We start from the raw sequence: 15,635 nt of genomic DNA on the forward strand, positions 1-15,635 counted from the left end.
CTAGGGGCGAAGGGCGGGGGTGCGGGGGAGCAGATCCGGCAGCGCGGTGCGCATCTTGCCGCGCAGCGCGTTGCGGGCGGGGATCTCGATCCCGCGGTAGAGCAGGTAGGCGACGCCGACCGAAAGCACCATTCCCGCCAGGGCCAGCGGGGGGCTGCCGATCGCGCTGGCCGGCAGGGTGATGCGCGCGAGGTTCTTCACGGCCGACCAGACCACGGCATGGCACATGTAGATGGCGAAGCTGATCTCCCCGAGCAGGACCGGGACGGGATGCGCCGCGATGTGGCCGAGCCGATCGGCCCCGCCGGAGAGGGCGATGATGATGGCCGCGAAGGCGATGACGAAGGGCAGGGTGGCGCCCTCGGGCAGGATCCAGCATCCGGCCAGGGCGGCGGCGAGGAGGAGCATTCCCGCCCATCGCCCGAGATGGCGCGAGGGCTGCCAGAGTTCCTCGGCCTCGCGCAGGCACATGCCGAGGAAGAAGCCGCAGGCGATCCGCAGCATCGGGTTGAGCGTGATGTCGAGCAGGGCGTAAGGCAGCAGCGCCACGCCGCACAGGACCAGCCATGCGGCCGCCGGCATGCGCAGCAAGGTGAAGCAGAGGGCCGGAAAGGCCAGGTAGGCGCCCCATTCCGCGGAGATCGACCAGGCCGGGACATTGGGCGAGCCATAGCCGAACCATGTCTGCGTCATCAGCAGGTTATGGACCACCGCCAGGGGCTCGTAGGCGCCGGGCTCGGCAGGAACGCGCCGGAAGACCTGCACCGCGATGACGTAAAGCCCCAGGGCGCCCAGCAGGGTCACCAGGTGCAGCGGCCAGATGCGGGCAAAGCGATACCACACGAAGCGGAGCCAGCTTCCCGCGGAGAGTCCCTCCGCGAAGCTCGTCCGGTGGGCGTGATGGATGATGAAGCCGCTGAGCAGGAAGAAGAAGTCGACGCCGAGGCTGCCGCGGGCGAAGACCGTGTCCAGGCCCAGCCAGGCCTGCGGCTGGGCGACCGAAGGGTCCATCGCGGTGTGGTAGGCCATGACCGCCAGGGCCGCGGGGCCGCGGGCACCGGTGAGGGCGGGGATGTTTCCGCGCAAGGACGGCGCGGCGTCAGCCCTGCCTGATCCGTACCGCCCTTCTGCGGCCATGCAGCCGGGCGAGGGCGCCTGTCCAACATGATTCATCGAAACGAACCGATCCGAAATGCCTCGGTTCATGTTCGTACCAAAAATGAAAACCAGTCAATTTTATGCTGAAGTAGTAATGATATTGAGGCATTCTGGATGATACCAAAGGGCCGCTCCAAGACGCCGGTACCTGCAGGCTTGCGGCTTCCCGGCTGTTCTGCCCCGGAATTGCCCTGGAAACCGCGCGGAGGCGCCCGGGCAGGAAATTTCCGCGCCTGGCCTGCCTGGAACCATGGGTTGATTGCGCGGCGGGCATCATTCTGCCACGCGCGCGCTGATCCAGGGCCGGAAAGGCAGGCGCCGGGAAGCGCGGCGGGCGCTCAGGCCCGGCGAAGGAGCCCGGCTCGGGTTCGGGCTTCCGGCAGCAGGACGGGAGCGGCCGCGCGCAGCATGGCCAGCATGTCCTCGGCGGCGCGGCGCACATGGGCGGCATGGACGCGCTGCGCCGCCGCCCCGTCGCCACGCTCCAGCGCCTCGATCAGCGCCCAGTGCTCCTGCCGGATGGTGGCGAGGCGCCCGGGCGCGTAGCCGGCGCGCCCGCGCAGCGCGGCGATCAGCGCCGTGTGCTGGTTGAGCAGACGGATCGCCTCGTGATTGCCGGTGGCGCGCAGGATGGCCTCGTGGAACTCGCGGTTCAGCGGGCTGCAGGCGCGCAGGTCGCCCGATTCCACGGCGGCGTCGTAGCGGCGCTGCAGGCCGCGCAACTGCTCGATCAGTGCCGGCGTGAGGCAGGCGGCCGCCTGCCGCGTCAGGAAGCCCTCCAGCGCCTCGCGGATGTCGAAGAGGCTGCGGATGAAGGCGGCGTCCATCGCCCGCACGCGGGCGCCACGGTTGGGGGAGAGGATGACGAGGCCCTCCCCCTGGAGCTGTTGCAGCGCCTCGCGCACCGGCATCTGGCTGAGGCCGTGGCGGCGGGCGATATCGGCGATCTTCAGCCGCCCGCCGGGCGGGATGCGCCCGGCCAGGATGTCGTTGCGCAGGCGCTCATGGACGCGCTGGTAGATGGTGCGGCCGAGGGCGAGGTCGGTTTCCGCGGCCTCGGGCGGGGGCGCGCTGGACACGGGGGCGTCCTTCCTGCTCGGACCGGGGCGCGGCCTCCCGCGCGGCGGGGTCATTCCGGCCTTGACCCGATCGTCGATATGATCAAATCTATCCCGTAACAAACCAAGAAACAAGGACCGCCGCGGCGCAAGGCCGCCGCGGGGCCATCAGGGAGACGGAACGGCCATGCCCGGCAGCGCCCCCGATACGTGACCACCCCGGACCCGCCGGGCCGGCTTCGTGCCGGCTGGCGGGCCGCTCTGCGCGACCAGCACCGCCGGCCGCAAGGCAGGCCGGCTGAAGGGGAGGGAAGCATGATCACCATCCATCGCCGCGGCCTGCTCGCCGGCGCCGCCACGCTGCTGGCCGCACCGCATCTGGCGCGCGCCCAGGGGGATAAGGGCCAGGGGGACAAGAGCCAGGGAGGCGGCCCGAAGCCGCGCCTGACGCTGATCTCGCAATGGAGCGCGGGCAGCGACGGCGCCGCCATCACCGCGCTTGGGCGCGTCTTCGAGGAGGAGGGCGGCGTCTGGCAGCACAGCCCGGTGCCCGGCTTCACCACCGAGATGATGAACAAGCTGCGGGCCGACATCCTGGCCGGCAACCCGCCGGCGGCCTCGCAGCTCAAGGGGCCGGAGATCGCGGCCTGGTCGCGCATCGCGCCGACGGTGGACCTGACGGAGCTGGTGGACGCGGCGGGCTACGAGACGGTGGTGGCGCCGGACCTGGCGAGGCTGCACAAGCCCCAGGGCAAGTGGATCGCGCTGCCGCTGCAGATCTACCGCACCAACACGCTCTTCGTCTCCAGCAAGGCGATGGCCAAGGTGGGTGCCACCGAGCTGCCGACGACCTGGGAGGCGTTCAACACGCTCGCCGGCAAGATGCAGGCCGCCGGCATCACGCCCGTCGCCAATGGCGGCATCCGCTGGGATGACGGGATGAAGTTCGAGATCGCGCTGGCCGGCATCAGCCCCGCCGCCTATCGCCGCGCAATCATGGAGCTGGACGACGACGCGCTGCGCGGGCCGGAGGTGCTGGCCGCCTTCCGGCAGCTCCGCCGCTTCGCCGACTGGATGGACCCGGCCGTCGCCGGCCAGCACTACAGCGTGTTCCTGCCGCGCTTCATCAAGGGCGAGATGGGCATGCTCATGATGGGCGGCTGGGCGCAGGGCGTCATCCGGCATAACGGCTTCGACGCCGGGGACTACATGATCGGGCAGGCGCCGGTGGACAACGGCAGGCCCTGCTTCGTGCTGAACGCCGACGCCTTCATCTTCTGGCGCAGCAAGGAGCCGGACCTGCAGGCGGGGCAGCGGCTCTTCGCCAACCTGGTGATGAGCAAGCGGGTGCAGGAGATGTACTCCAAGCATACCGGCTCCATCCCCGTGCGCACCGATATGGATCTCTCGGGCGAGGGCTGGTCGGAGGGGCAGCGGGAAGCCTCGCGCTCGCTCGGGGAGGCGGTGAAGGCCAACCAGGCGGTGCTCAGCCTCGCCCACAACATGGCGCAGTCGAACCAGCTCAGCGCGGCGATGATCGACGTGCTGACGGAGTTCGTGCACAACAAGGCCATCACGCCCGAGCAGGGCCGGCAGCGCCTCGCCGAGGCGGTGGAAGGCGCGCGCTGAGCCATGCGGGCGGAAGCCGAACCCCTGGCGCGGCGCCCGGGCGTGGGGGCGGCGGCGATGCCGGCCGGCACCGCCTCCGCCCTGCCTCGCCCGGCGGCGCGCGCCACGCCCGCGCGATGGCGCGGCGCGCTGGGCCGCTGGGCGCCGCATCTGGTGCTCTGGCCGCCGCTGCTGGTCAGCGTGCTGCATGTGGTGAGCTTCACGCTCTACACCACATGGATCTCCTTCACCCCCTCGACCCTGCTGCCGCAGTACGACTGGGTGGGGGTGCAGAACTACGTCTCCGTGCTGAACTCGCGGAACTGGAAGATCGCCTACACGAACCTCGTGATCTACGGCTGCGGCTTCGTGCTGCTGACCACGGCGCTCGGGCTGCTGCTGGCGGTGCTGATCGACCAGCGCATCCGCGCGGAGAACCTGTTCCGCACCATCTTCCTCTACCCGATGGCGGTGTCCTTCGTGGTCACCGGCACGGTCTGGGCCTGGCTGCTCAATCCCGGCATCGGCATCCAGCACCTGGTGCGGGGCTTCGGCTGGGAGGGCTTCCGCTTCGACTGGCTGGTGGACCGGGAGATGGCGATCTACACCATCGTCATCGCGGGCGCCTGGCAGGCCTCGGGCTTCGCCATGGCGCTGTTCCTGGCCGGCATCCGCGCGGTGGACGCCGACCTCTACAAGGCGGCGCAGATCGACGGCGCCGGGCCTTGGCGGATCTACCGGCGGGTGGTGCTGCCCTGCATCGGGCCGATCTTCATCGCCGTGCTGGTGATCCTGCTGCAATTCGCCATCAAGACCTTCGACCTGGTGCGGGCGCTGACCGGCGGCGGGCCGGGGCTGGCGACGCAGCTGCCGACGCTTGTCGTCTATGACCTGATGTTCCAGCGCGGGCTGCTCGGGCGCGGCGCGGCGGCGGCGGTGATGCTGCTGCTCTCGCTGCTGGTCGTGCTGCTGCCCTATTTCGCCTATGCGCGCTGGCGCAGGCGGAAGGAGGCGCGGCATGGCTGAGGCGAATGCGGCCGCCCTGGCGCCGGGGGTGCGCAGCCGGCTCGGGCGCGCGGTGGTCTATGCGCTGCTGGCGGGTTTCGCCGCCTTCTACCTGGCGCCGCTGGTGGTGGTGGCGCTGAACTCGGTACGTACGGCGCAGGACATCGGCGCCACCTCCGTCATCGGCTGGCCCCGCGCGCTGGCGTTGGACAATTTCAGCCGTGCCTGGGGCAGCTACTGCATCGCGCAGAGCTGCGCGGGCATCGCGCCCTATATGTGGAACTCCTTCCTGCTGGTGGTGCCGGCAACCATCATTTCCACGCTGCTGGGCGCGCTGAACGGCTATTCCATCGCGCTGTGGCGCTTCCGCGGGGACAACTGGGTCTTCGGGCTGGTGACGCTCGGCGTCTTCCTGCCGGAGCAGATGAAGCTGATCCCCTGGGTGCTGGTGCTGCGCGAGCTCGGGCTGACCAACAGCATCGGCGGCCTGGTGCTGATCCATGTGGTGCAGGGCATCAGCTTCACCACGCTGTTCTGCCGCAACTACTACGTCGCCATTCCGCCCGAGCTGCTGAAGGCGGCGCGGATCGACGGCGCCGGCTATTTCCGCATCTTCTGGCGCATCGTGCTGCCGCTCTCGCCGCCGATCCTGATCGTCACGGTGATCTGGCAGTTCACGCATATCTGGAACGAGTTCCTCTACGGCGTGACCTTCACCTCCGGCACGCAGCAGCCGGTGACGGCGGCGCTGATCGCGCTCAGCGTCTCGGTCAGCGAGGCGCCGCAATACGGGGTGCAGAGCGCGGCGGTGCTGCTGGCGGCGCTGCCGACGCTGCTCGTCTATCTCTTCGGCGGGAAGTACTTCCTGCGCGGGCTGACGGCCGGCGCGGTGAAGTAGTGGCCCGATCGGCGGCGCCGGCTTCGGCGTCGCCGTGAATCGGTCCACCAGAGAACAGGGGGGGCGGAATGTCCGCGCTGGTGATCCGGGGGGTGCGAAAACGCTTCGGCGCACAGGAGGTGCTGAAGGGCATCGACATCGAGGCCGGGAGCGGCGAGTTCATCGTGCTGGTCGGGCCTTCCGGCTGCGGCAAGTCCACGCTGCTCAACATCGTCGCCGGGCTGGAGCAGCCGGATGCGGGGGAGGTGGAGATCGCCGGGCGGGTGGTGACGCAGGTGCCGCCGAAGGACCGGGACATCGCCATGGTGTTCCAGTCCTACGCGCTCTACCCGACCATGACGGTGCGGCAGAACATCACCTTCGGCATGGAGTGCCGCGGCGTGCCGAAGCGGCAGCAGGCGGAGGCGGTGGCGCGCACGGCGCGGCTGCTGCAGATCGAGGCGCTGCTGGAGCGCAGGCCTTCGCAGCTTTCGGGCGGGCAGCGGCAGCGCGTGGCGATGGGCCGCGCGCTGGTGCGCGATCCGCTGCTGTTCCTGTTCGACGAGCCGCTCTCCAACCTCGACGCCAAGCTGCGCGTCGAGATGCGGATGGAGATCAAACAGCTCCACCGGCGGATCGGCGCCACCATGGTCTATGTCACGCATGACCAGATCGAGGCGATGACGATGGCGACGCGCATCGCGGTGATGCACCAGGGGGCGGTGCAGCAGTTCGCCGACCCGGACACGGTGTACAACCGGCCGGCCAACCTCTTCGTCGCGCGCTTCATGGGGGCGCCGCCGATGAACACGGTGGCCGCGCGGCTGGTGGGGGGTGAGCGGCCGGTGGCGGTGATCGGGGCGGGACGGCCGGACGAGATCCGCCTGCCGCTGCCGCTCCAGGGCGGTCCGCCGCCGGGCTGGCGGGACCGCGAGGTGGTGCTGGGCATCCGGCCCGAGGCCATCGCCGAGGCCGGGCGGCGCTTCGGGGAGGAGGCGGGAAGCTTCTCCACCCTGGAGGCGCCAGTGGAGATGACCGAGCCGACCGGGGCGGAGACGATCGTGATGATGCGGCTCGGCGGCGAGCCGGTGCTCGGCCGGGTGGCGCCGGATGTGCGGCCGGCGGTGGGGGGCGCCGCGCGCTTCGCGGTGGACACGCGCCGCATCTGCCTCTTCGACCCAGCGACGGAGCAGTTGATCGCATGACCGGGGTGAGCGCCTCGCGCTACGCGGGGATCGAGGGAAAGCTCGTCATCGTGACGGGCGGGGCGAGCGGCATCGGAGCCGCCTTCGTGCGCGGCTTCGCGGAGCAGGGGGCAAGGGTGGCCTTCCTGGACTGGCAGGCGGAGGAGGGAGCGGCGCTGGCCGCCGAACTGGCGGCCGAGGGGGCGGCGGAGCCGCTCTTCGTGGCCTGCGACCTGACGGACATTCCGGCGCTGAAGGCGGCCATGGCGCGCATCCGCGAGGCGCGGGGGCCGGCCGCCGTGCTGGTGAACAACGCCGCCAACGACCAGCGGCAGGACTTCGCCGAGGTGACGGAAGAGAGCTTCGACTGGATGATGGCGGTGAACTTCCGCCACGCCTTCTTCGCCGCGCAGGCGGTGGTGCCGCAGATGCGCGAGCTCGGCGGCGGGGCGATCGTCAACATGTCCTCCGTCGCCTGGATGAACGGGGCGGCCGAGATGCAGGCCTACAGCGCGGCCAAGGCGGCGGTGGTGGGCTTCACCAACTCGCTGGCACGGCAGGTGGGGCCGGACCGCATCCGGGTGAACGCCATCGCGCCCGGCATGGTCATCACGCCGCGGCAGCGGGCGCTGTGGTACCCGGACGAGCGGCGGATCACCGAGATGCGGGCGCGGCAATGCCTGCCCGACGGCATAACGCCGGAGGATATCGCCCGGCTCGCGCTGTTCCTCGCCTCGGATGACAGCCGGCTGATCACCAAGCAATGCTTCATGGTCAATGGCGGCTCGCGCTGAGCGGGCGCCGGCCGGAAGAAAGGGACGAGCGATGAAGTGTGAGGTGCTGCTGACCGGCGCGATGATGCCGGAGCTGGAGGCGCGGCTGGACGCCGATTACACGGTGCATCGCCTGGCCCAGGCAAAGGACAGGGAGGCCTTCCTGGCCGAGGTGGGACCACGCATTCGCGGCATCGTGACCGGCGGCGTCACCGGGGCCAGCCGGGCGCTGATGGAGAAGCTGCCGCAGCTCGGCATCGTCGCGGTGAACGGCATCGGCACGGATGCGGTGGACCTGGGCTATGCCCGCGCCCAGGGCATCCGCGTCACCACCACGCCGAACGTGCTGACCGACGACGTGGCGGACATGGCCATGGCGCTGCTGCTGGCGGCCTCGCGGCAGATCTGCCAGGGCGACCGCTATGTGCGCGAAGGGCTCTGGGGCAGGCAGGGCCTGCCGCTGGCGCGCAAGGTGACGGGGAAGAAGCTCGGCATCGTCGGGCTGGGGCGGATCGGCCGGGCCGTCGCCAGGCGCGCCGAGGGCTTCGGCATGCCGATCGCCTATACCGACGTGACCGAGATCCCGGGCGTGCACTACCGGCGCATTCCCGATCTCCTCGCGCTGGCGGAGTGGGCGGAAATCCTGGTGGTGGCGGCGGCTGGCGGGCCGCAGTCGCGCGGGATCATCAACGCGGCGGTGCTGGAGGCGCTGGGGCCGGAGGGCATCCTGGTGAACGTGGCGCGCGGCAGCATCGTGGACGAGGCGGCGCTGGTGGCGGCGCTGGAGGGCAGGCGCATCGGCGCCGCGGGCCTCGACGTCTTCGTGGACGAGCCGCATGTGCCGGAGGCGCTGTGGCGGATGGACCATGTCGTGCTGCAGCCGCACCGCGCCAGCGCCACGGTGGAGACGCGCATCGCCATGGGCGAGCTGGTGCTGGCCAACCTCGCCGCGCATTTCGACGGGCGGGAGCCGCCGACCGCCGTGGTCTGACGGCGCCACAACAACGAAGGGGGAGGAAAGCATGAGGATCGAGCGCGTGGAGACGATGTCCTGCGATGCGGGATGGCGGACCTTCTCCTTCCTGAAGATCACCACCGCGGACGGCATCGTGGGCTGGTCGGAGTACAACCAGGACTTCGGCAGCGCCGGGCTGAGCCAGGTGATCGAGGCGCTGGCGCCGGCGATCATCGGCCTGGACCCGATGCGGGTGGAGTGGATCGGCCGCACGCTGCATGTGAAGACCGTGCAGTCGCGTGGCGGGCTGAACCGGCAGGCCCTGGCGGCGATCGAGAACGCGCTGCTCGACATCAAGGGCAAGGCGCTGGGGGTGCCGGTCCATGCCCTGTTCGGGGGCGCGGTGCGGGAGCGGATTCCGGTCTACTGGTCGCATTGCGGCAGCTACCGCGCGCGCTGGCCCGAGGCCATGACGGGGGTGCCGCAGGTGCGCAGCTATGACGACCTCGCGCGGCTGGGGGAGGAGGTGCGGCGGCGCGGCTTCCGTGGCCTCAAGACCAACACGCTGATGCCGGACGGGCAGGGAGGCATGGCCAGCTACCGGCCGGGCTTCGGGCACGGGCCTGGCTTCCCGGAGCTGAACTGGGACCCGCGCGTGGTGCGCGCCGCCTATGACACGGCCATGGCGCTGCGCGAGGGCGCCGGGCCGGAGATGGGCGTGATGCTGGACGTCAACTTCCACTTCAAGACCGAGGGCGTGCTGCGCATCGCCGAGGCGCTGGGGCCCGTGCGCCTCGCCTGGCTGGAGGTGGACACGCATGACCCGGCCTCGCTGGCGCTGATCCGCCGCGCCGCGCCCTGCCCCGTGGCCTCCTGCGAGACGCTCTGCGAGCGGCGCGACTTCAAGCCCTTCTTCGAGGCCTATGCGATGGACGTGGCGATCATCGACGTGGTCTGGAACGGCTTCTGGGAGTCGCTGAAGATCGCCGCCATGGCCGATGTCTATGAGATGAACGTGGCGCCGCACAACTTCTACGGACATCTCTCCAGCGTCATGAGCGCGCATTTCTGCGCCGCCGTGCCGAATTTCCGGGTGATGGAGATCGACATCGACAGCGTGGCCTGGCGGGACGAGTTCTTCACCAGCGCACCGGTGATCGAGGATGGCGCCATGCTGCTGCCCAGCGGGCCGGGCTGGGGGATGGAGGTGAACGAGGCGGCGGTGAAGGCGCGGCCGCCGCGGCACTGAGGCGCCGCCCGGCGGGGACGCCGCCCCCGCCTGCTGCAACCGGCAGCAAGGCTGACCTATCAGAACCAGGGCGCATGGGTGGAATGTTAAGTGCGAGGGCTCCAAGGCGAACGGCTGTTGCGGTAGGATAGGGTCAACGCGCAACAAAACTGCGAGCCCGAGCGCAATGACCGCACCGACCGAAACGCCGATCAGCGTGACCCCGACCCGGACGCCCAATACGCGGCCGGCGGATGCCTCGCTCTCCTTCGGCAAGGTCTTCACCGACCACATGTTCGTCATGGACTATATCGAGGGGAAGGGCTGGCACGACCCGCGCGTGGTGCCCTATGGGCCGCTGACGCTCGACCCGGCAACCTCGGTGCTGCATTACGGCCAGGCGATCTTTGACGGGCTGAAGGCCTTCCGCGGCGCCGACGGCACCATCCGCCTGTTCCGCGCCCAGCGCCATGCCGAGCGGCTGAACAAGTCCGCCCGCGCGCTCTGCATCCCCGAGATGGACGCCGATCTGGTGCGCCGCTCCTTCGAGGCGATCGTCGCGGCCGACCATGAATGGGTGCCCTCCAGCCCCGGCACCTCGCTCTACATCCGCCCGACGGTGATCGCGACGGACGTGATGCTCGGCGTGCACCCGGCGCACAGCTACACCTATTTCGTGATCTGCTCGCCGGTGGGTGCCTACTACAAGGAGGGCGTGAAGCCGGTGCGCATCCTCGCCACCGACACGCATGTCCGCGCGGTGCAGGGCGGGCTCGGCGAGGCCAAGACGGCGGCCAACTACGCGGCCTCGCTCTCGGCGCAGCAGGAGGCGGAGCGGCTCGGCTACACCCAGGTGCTGTGGCTGGACGGCGTCGAGCGGAAGTGGATCGACGAGGTCGGCACCATGAACATCATGATGCAGATCGGCGACGAGGTGATCACGCCGCCGCTGGCCGGCACCATCCTGGACGGCGTGACCCGCAACTCCATCCTGCAACTGCTGCGCGACTGGGGGATGAAGGTTTCCGAGCGCAAGATCAGCATCGACGAGGTGATGCAGGCCGGGCGCGACGGCACGCTGCGCGAGATGTGGGGCACGGGCACGGCGGCGGTGGTCTCGCCGGTGGGCGAACTGGGCTACAAGGGCGAGACGATCCGCATCGGCCAGGGGCAGACCGGCGCGCTGACGCAGAAGCTCTATGACGCCATCACCGCCATCCAGTATGGCCGCGCGCCGGACCCGCATGGCTGGACCAGTGTGGTGAAGACGCCGGTCACGGCCTGAGCAGGCAGGGCTGAAGCAAGGTCGGGGGAATGAATTCCCCCGACCTTGCTTCTTTTTTCTGTTGGGTTTCGGTTCCGCCTGGGGCCATGTCCGTCCCGGGCGGCCTTGCGGGTTGCAGTCTCCGGGGCTGCTTCAGCCCCGGCGTGAGCGCCTGCGGTCAGCGCGACAAAACGGATAGAAAAGAAGAAGAGGGGGCCGGGGGAGAATTCATTCTCCCCCGGTTCCTCAGCAGGCCACCACCACGCGGATACCGGCGGCGGCGAAGGGGGCGAGCTGCGCCTCGGTCGCCCCGGCATCGGTGACCAGCGTGTAGGGGCGCGCCGGCCGCGCCCAGTTGGCCTGCGAGGCGCGGCCCAGCTTGGAGGCGTCGGCCAGCACGAAGACCTCGGCGCCCTGCTCCATCATCAGGCGCTTCAGCGCGATCTGCGGCAGGGTGGCCTCGCACAGGCCGCGCTCGGCCACCACGCCGTCGGCGCCCATGAAGGCCTTGTCAGCGGTCATGCAGCGCAGGGCCTGCTCGGCGAGCGGGCCGGTGGTGCTCATGCTGATGGGGCGCAGCTCGCCGCCCAGCAGCACCAGCTCGATGCCGGGGGCGCCGGCCAGCGTCGCGATCAGCGGCAGGTTGCTGGTGATCACACGGTGCTGGCCGCCACGCAGCAGCGGGCCGAGGGCGGCGACGGTGGAGCCGCCGTCCAGGATCAGCGTGTCCTCCGCGTGGATCAGCGCGGCGGCGGCGCGGGCGATGGCCGCCTTGGCCGCGCCGTGCCGCTGGGTGCGGGCGTCCAGGCTTTCCTCGGGCTCCGGATGGGCCAGCAGGGCGCCGCCGTAGGTGCGGGTGATGGCCCGCTCGCGCGAGAGCGCCTGCAGGTCGCGCCGGATGGTGGAGGCGGAGACGCCGAAGCGGGCGGCCAGCGCGTCCACATCCGCCGCGCCGCCGGCGAGCGCCTCCAGCATGGCGTCGCGGCGGCTCCGGCTCTGCCGCATGGGGCGGCTCAGCCGCGCCTGGGGGCGAGGTCGGCGGCCTGCTTCAGCGCCTCGATCAGGCTGCCGTCGTCGGCGATGCCCTTGCCGGCGATGTCGAAGGCGGTGCCATGGTCCACTGAGGTGCGGATCACCGGCAGGCCGACGGTGATGTTCACGCCGGCCTCCAGCCCCATCACCTTCACCGGGCCGTGGCCCTGGTCGTGGTACATGGCCACCACCAGGTCGAAGTCGCCGCGGGCGGCGCGGAAGAAGAGGGTGTCGGCGGGGAGGGGGCCTTCCACCTTCCAGCCCTTCGCGCGGCAGGCCTGCACGGCGGGAATGATCTTCTCCTCCTCCTCGCCCTGGCCGAAGAGGCCGTTCTCGCCGGCATGCGGGTTGATGCCACAGACGCCGATGCGCGGATCGGCGATGCCGGATTTCTGCAGCGTGGCGTGGCCGCGGGCGATGACGCGCTCCACCAGCCCCGGCTCGATCTTCCGGATGGCGTCCATCAGGCCGATATGCGTGGTGACGTGGATGACGCGCAGCTTGGGCGCCACCAGCATCATCGAAACCTCGGGCGTGCCGGTCAGGTGGGCCAGCAACTCGGTATGGCCGGGATACTTGTGGCCGGCGGCGTGCAGCGCCTCCTTGGAGAGCGGCGCGGTACAGATGGCGTCGGCCTCGCCGGCCTGGACGAGCTGCGTCGCGCGCTCGATGAAGCGGTAGGCGCCCTCGCCAGAGACCGGGGAGAGCTTGCCCCAGGGATGGCCGGCGGGGATCAGGCCGAGGTCGATGCAGTCCACCGTGCCGAGGGTGAAAGCCGCCTCGGCGGGGGTGGCGCGGGCGGCCACCGCCAGCTTGCCGCCGGTGATGGCGCCGGCCTCGCGCAGGCGGTTGGCGTCGCCGACCACCAGCGGGCGGCAGAGGTCGTAGACCTCCGGGCGGGCCAGGGCCTTCATGATGATCTCGGGGCCGATGCCGGAGGCGTCGCCCATGGTGATGGCCACGATGGGGCGATGGTCGGGGGTGGCGGTCATGGGGTGGCTCCAGGAAGCGGGTGCGGGGCGGGCATCGCGTGCAGGCGGGCCAGGCTGCGCAGCAGGGTGCCCTCGTCACCGAAGGCGCCGGCCTTGGTCATCACGGGCAGGCACAGCGCACCCTGGGTGAGGCCGAGCGGCACGCCGGGCTCGACCTCCTCGATCAGGCGGATGCCGTGCACGCCGAGATGGGTCAGCAGGGCGCAGGCGGTTTCGCCGCCGGTGGCGAAGAGGCCGCCCATGCGCCCGGCGGCGGGGGCGAGCAGGGCAGCCAGCCGTCCGGCCAGGGCGGCGCCCTGGGCAAGGTCGGCGGCGGGGTCGTCGGCGATCTCGGCCAGCGTGTCCCGCCCGGCGGCGAGGGAGGCGGCGATCTCGGCGGCGAGCGACGCCCAGCGCGGGTCGGCCGGGCCAGCGCGCAGCAACTCGGGCGGGATCAGGAAGGGGTGGGCCGCGCCCTCGGCCACCAGGCGGGCGGCGGCGGCACGGGAGGCCTCGGCGACGCTGCCGACCACGACCAGCACGCCGCCGGCCGCGGCGGGGAGGGCGGGGGCGGCGTGCTCCGGGGCGGCTTCGGGCAGGGCGGCGGCCAGGGCGGCGGCGATGCCGCCGGAGCCCACCCAGAAGACACGGCCGGCGAGCGGCAGGCTGGCGCGGGCCAGCAGGGCGAGGTCCTCGGCCGTGGTGGCGTCGCAGACCAGGGCCTCGGTGCCATCGGTCAGGGCGGCGAGGGCGGCACCCACCGCCGGCTCGCCGGCGCGCAGGGCCTCCAGCGGCAGCAGGCGGGTGGCGAGGCCGGCTTCCGCCAGCACCGTGGGCAGGTGGGCGGAGGCGTAGCTGTGGTCGCGCGCCCAGAGGGGAGTGGCCTCCAGTGGCGTGCCGTTCAGGTGGATGCGGCCGCCCTCGGTGGTGCGGCCGGTGGCCGGGAAGGCGGGGGCGACGATGGCCAGCGCCGGCTGGCCGGCCGCGCGCAAGGCGCGGCAGGTGGCGGCCAGCTCCGCCGCCGGCTGGCCGCGGAGGGTGGAGTCGATCTTCTTGATCAGGCCCTGGCCGGGCCGGTGCCGCGCCCGCAGCAGGGCGACATGGCGCGCCGCGGCGGCCTCGGGCGGCAGGCGGCGGCTGTCGGCGTCGATCGCCAGCACCGCGCCCGCTTCCTCCGCCATCGGCGCGCCGTGCCAGCCGACCGAGGCCGAGAGCCCGCGCCGCGCGAAGGCGATGCCGCAATCGGCGGCGCCGGTCAGGTCATCGGCCAGGATCAGCCAGCGGGAGGACATAGCGGACCTTTCAGCCCTGCCGCGCGGGGGCGGTGGCCGGATGGGGGGACGCGGGCACCGGCGCGGGCTGGGGAGCAGGGCCGCCGGTGCGGCGGGACACCCAGGCGGTCAGCAGCGGCACCAGCACCGTGGTGACGATGACGGCGGCGGCGACGAGGATGGTGGCCGGGGCGGCGGCGGCCGCATAGGCCGGGTTGGCGGCCGCCACGATGGCCGGCACCGCCGCCGCATTGCCCGCGGTGGAGGCCGCGGCGACGCCGGCGACGCCGCTGCCGCCGATGGCACGGTCGGCCAGGAAGAGCGGAATGCCGGTGACCACCACCACCGCCACGCCGAGGCCGAGGCCCAGCAGGCCGGCCTGCCACACCTTGCTGAGATCCAGCCCGCTGCCCAGCGCGAAGGCGAAGAAGGGGATCATCACCGGGATGGCGCGGCTGAGGAAGGCGCGCATCTCGCGGTCCAGGTTGCCGAGGAGCATGCCCACCAGCAGCGGCAGGATGGAGCCCACCAGCGTCGGCCAGGGGAAGGCCGAGAGGCCGGCCACGCCCAGCGTCACCATGGTCAGGAAGGGGCCGGATTCCAGCGTCATCACGGTATAGGCGCCGACGTCCCGCGCGTCGCCGTACTGGCCCATCAGCGCCATGTAGAGGCCGCCATTGGTGTCGTTCATCGCGGCGACGATGGCCAGGGTGGAAAGGCCGGCGAAGGCGCCGGCGGTGACCGGGGCCTCGCCCAGGATCTGGCCGAAGACGACGCCCAGCAGGATCGCCATGCCGATCTTCACGCCGAACAGCGTGCCGCCCTTCTTCAGGATGTAGGGCGTCGCGCGGAAATCGATGCTGGCGCCCATGCAGACATAGAACACCGCCAGGATGGTCAGCGCCCCGCTGAACAGCGCGCCGGTGAAGGAGCCGAAGAACTTCGGGGTGTCCGGGAAGAAGGTGGCGATGAGCGCGCCCAGGGCCAGGGGCACGACCATCATCCCGCCCGGCACCCGCTCGATGGCGCGCTTGATGGGGAGCTGCATGAAGGCTTCCTCGCTTCGCACCGGGGGGTGCGGGTCTTTCGGACTGCGCGGAATGCGCAGATTTCGGCGCTTAATTCGCGCAAATACGCCGGAAAGCAATCGCAATTTTGCGCGAAATGCGCGTGTTTCAGGCATGTGGGAGGGGCGCCGCCCCTCCCACGCCCTCCCTGCTGGGGGAACTGAGTTCCCCCAGGCCCCCGCCT

The 15,635-nt window shown here is 71.2% G+C and carries 14 protein-coding genes; 8 read left to right on the forward strand and 6 right to left on the reverse strand.

Annotation, left to right across the window (positions count from 1 at the left end; genetic code table 11):
* Positions 1-1,206 carry an acyltransferase gene (locus QMO56_RS12255; RefSeq protein ID WP_349362352.1) on the reverse strand — a complete coding sequence of 402 codons (1,206 nt, stop codon included), beginning with the start codon at positions 1,204-1,206 and terminating at the stop codon, positions 1-3.
* Between the two features lie 290 nt (positions 1,207-1,496).
* A complete protein-coding gene (locus tag QMO56_RS12260) occupies positions 1,497-2,237 on the reverse strand; it encodes a GntR family transcriptional regulator (RefSeq protein ID WP_283526086.1) in 741 nt (246 codons plus the stop codon).
* 294 nt (positions 2,238-2,531) lie between these two features.
* Between QMO56_RS12260 and QMO56_RS12265 the strand changes: the two genes are divergently transcribed.
* The 8 genes from QMO56_RS12265 to QMO56_RS12300 all read left to right on the forward strand — a co-directional run bounded on the left by QMO56_RS12265 (position 2,532) and on the right by QMO56_RS12300 (position 11,131).
* A complete protein-coding gene (locus QMO56_RS12265) occupies positions 2,532-3,845 on the forward strand; it encodes an ABC transporter substrate-binding protein (RefSeq protein WP_283526087.1) in 1,314 nt (437 codons plus the stop codon).
* 3 nt (positions 3,846-3,848) lie between these two features.
* Positions 3,849-4,850, forward strand: coding sequence for a carbohydrate ABC transporter permease (locus tag QMO56_RS12270; RefSeq protein WP_283526088.1), 1,002 nt, complete (start codon positions 3,849-3,851; stop codon positions 4,848-4,850).
* Positions 4,843-5,727 (forward strand): carbohydrate ABC transporter permease, encoded by an 885-nt coding sequence (locus tag QMO56_RS12275; protein ID WP_283526090.1) that lies wholly within the window; start codon positions 4,843-4,845, stop codon positions 5,725-5,727. Before QMO56_RS12270 ends, QMO56_RS12275 begins: the two co-directional genes overlap by 8 nt.
* A 68-nt stretch (positions 5,728-5,795) precedes the next feature.
* Entirely contained in the window at positions 5,796-6,911 is a 1,116-nt protein-coding gene (locus QMO56_RS12280) for an ABC transporter ATP-binding protein (RefSeq protein WP_283526091.1), read from the forward strand.
* Positions 6,908-7,684, forward strand: coding sequence for an SDR family NAD(P)-dependent oxidoreductase (locus tag QMO56_RS12285; RefSeq protein ID WP_283526092.1), 777 nt, complete (start codon positions 6,908-6,910; stop codon positions 7,682-7,684). Before QMO56_RS12280 ends, QMO56_RS12285 begins: the two co-directional genes overlap by 4 nt.
* Before the next feature lie 31 nt (positions 7,685-7,715).
* Positions 7,716-8,654 (forward strand): 2-hydroxyacid dehydrogenase, encoded by a 939-nt coding sequence (locus QMO56_RS12290; RefSeq protein ID WP_283526094.1) that lies wholly within the window; start codon positions 7,716-7,718, stop codon positions 8,652-8,654.
* A gap of 31 nt (positions 8,655-8,685) precedes the next feature.
* Entirely contained in the window at positions 8,686-9,867 is a 1,182-nt protein-coding gene (locus QMO56_RS12295; RefSeq protein WP_283526096.1) for a mandelate racemase/muconate lactonizing enzyme family protein, read from the forward strand.
* A 166-nt stretch (positions 9,868-10,033) separates the two neighbouring features.
* Positions 10,034-11,131, forward strand: coding sequence for a branched-chain amino acid aminotransferase (locus QMO56_RS12300; protein ID WP_283526097.1), 1,098 nt, complete (start codon positions 10,034-10,036; stop codon positions 11,129-11,131).
* A 225-nt stretch (positions 11,132-11,356) separates the two neighbouring features.
* Here the strand turns inward: QMO56_RS12300 and QMO56_RS12305 are convergent, their stop codons facing one another.
* From QMO56_RS12305 to QMO56_RS12320, 4 genes are read right to left on the reverse strand one after another with little or no spacing between them, the layout of a single operon-like run.
* Positions 11,357-12,115, reverse strand: a complete 759-nt coding sequence (locus QMO56_RS12305; RefSeq protein WP_283526099.1) for a DeoR/GlpR family DNA-binding transcription regulator — start codon at positions 12,113-12,115, stop codon at positions 11,357-11,359.
* A gap of 8 nt (positions 12,116-12,123) precedes the next feature.
* The gene (gene pdxA, locus QMO56_RS12310; protein WP_283526101.1) at positions 12,124-13,134 is read right to left on the reverse strand and encodes a 4-hydroxythreonine-4-phosphate dehydrogenase PdxA; all 1,011 of its coding nucleotides are present in this window, start codon (positions 13,132-13,134) and stop codon (positions 12,124-12,126) included.
* Positions 13,131-14,405: a four-carbon acid sugar kinase family protein gene (locus QMO56_RS12315; protein WP_283526102.1), complete on the reverse strand. Its 1,275-nt coding sequence runs from the start codon at positions 14,403-14,405 to the stop codon at positions 13,131-13,133. Before QMO56_RS12315 ends, pdxA begins: the two co-directional genes overlap by 4 nt.
* A gap of 10 nt (positions 14,406-14,415) precedes the next feature.
* Positions 14,416-15,432, reverse strand: coding sequence for a 2-keto-3-deoxygluconate permease (locus QMO56_RS12320; protein ID WP_283526104.1), 1,017 nt, complete (start codon positions 15,430-15,432; stop codon positions 14,416-14,418).
* Positions 15,433-15,635: the final 203 nt, after the last annotated feature.

The organism is Roseomonas sp. E05, assembly GCF_030063475.1.
In the GTDB taxonomy this organism is placed as follows: Bacteria; Pseudomonadota; Alphaproteobacteria; order Acetobacterales; family Acetobacteraceae; genus Pseudoroseomonas.

What these genes read in the sequence shown, in the direction of transcription:
- QMO56_RS12255 (WP_349362352.1), bottom strand. Translation starts at nt 1,206, where the DNA reads ATGAACCGAGGCATTTCGGATCGGTTCGTTTCGATGAATCATGTTGGA.
- QMO56_RS12265 (WP_283526087.1), top strand. Translation starts at nt 2,532, where the DNA reads ATGATCACCATCCATCGCCGCGGCCTGCTCGCCGGCGCCGCCACGCTG.
- QMO56_RS12270 (WP_283526088.1), top strand. Translation starts at nt 3,849, where the DNA reads ATGCGGGCGGAAGCCGAACCCCTGGCGCGGCGCCCGGGCGTGGGGGCG.
- QMO56_RS12275 (WP_283526090.1), top strand. Translation starts at nt 4,843, where the DNA reads ATGGCTGAGGCGAATGCGGCCGCCCTGGCGCCGGGGGTGCGCAGCCGG.
- QMO56_RS12280 (WP_283526091.1), top strand. Translation starts at nt 5,796, where the DNA reads ATGTCCGCGCTGGTGATCCGGGGGGTGCGAAAACGCTTCGGCGCACAG.
- QMO56_RS12285 (WP_283526092.1), top strand. Translation starts at nt 6,908, where the DNA reads ATGACCGGGGTGAGCGCCTCGCGCTACGCGGGGATCGAGGGAAAGCTC.
- QMO56_RS12290 (WP_283526094.1), top strand. Translation starts at nt 7,716, where the DNA reads ATGAAGTGTGAGGTGCTGCTGACCGGCGCGATGATGCCGGAGCTGGAG.
- QMO56_RS12295 (WP_283526096.1), top strand. Translation starts at nt 8,686, where the DNA reads ATGAGGATCGAGCGCGTGGAGACGATGTCCTGCGATGCGGGATGGCGG.
- QMO56_RS12300 (WP_283526097.1), top strand. Translation starts at nt 10,034, where the DNA reads ATGACCGCACCGACCGAAACGCCGATCAGCGTGACCCCGACCCGGACG.
- QMO56_RS12305 (WP_283526099.1), bottom strand. Translation starts at nt 12,115, where the DNA reads ATGCGGCAGAGCCGGAGCCGCCGCGACGCCATGCTGGAGGCGCTCGCC.
- pdxA (WP_283526101.1), bottom strand. Translation starts at nt 13,134, where the DNA reads ATGACCGCCACCCCCGACCATCGCCCCATCGTGGCCATCACCATGGGC.
- QMO56_RS12315 (WP_283526102.1), bottom strand. Translation starts at nt 14,405, where the DNA reads ATGTCCTCCCGCTGGCTGATCCTGGCCGATGACCTGACCGGCGCCGCC.
- QMO56_RS12320 (WP_283526104.1), bottom strand. Translation starts at nt 15,432, where the DNA reads ATGCAGCTCCCCATCAAGCGCGCCATCGAGCGGGTGCCGGGCGGGATG.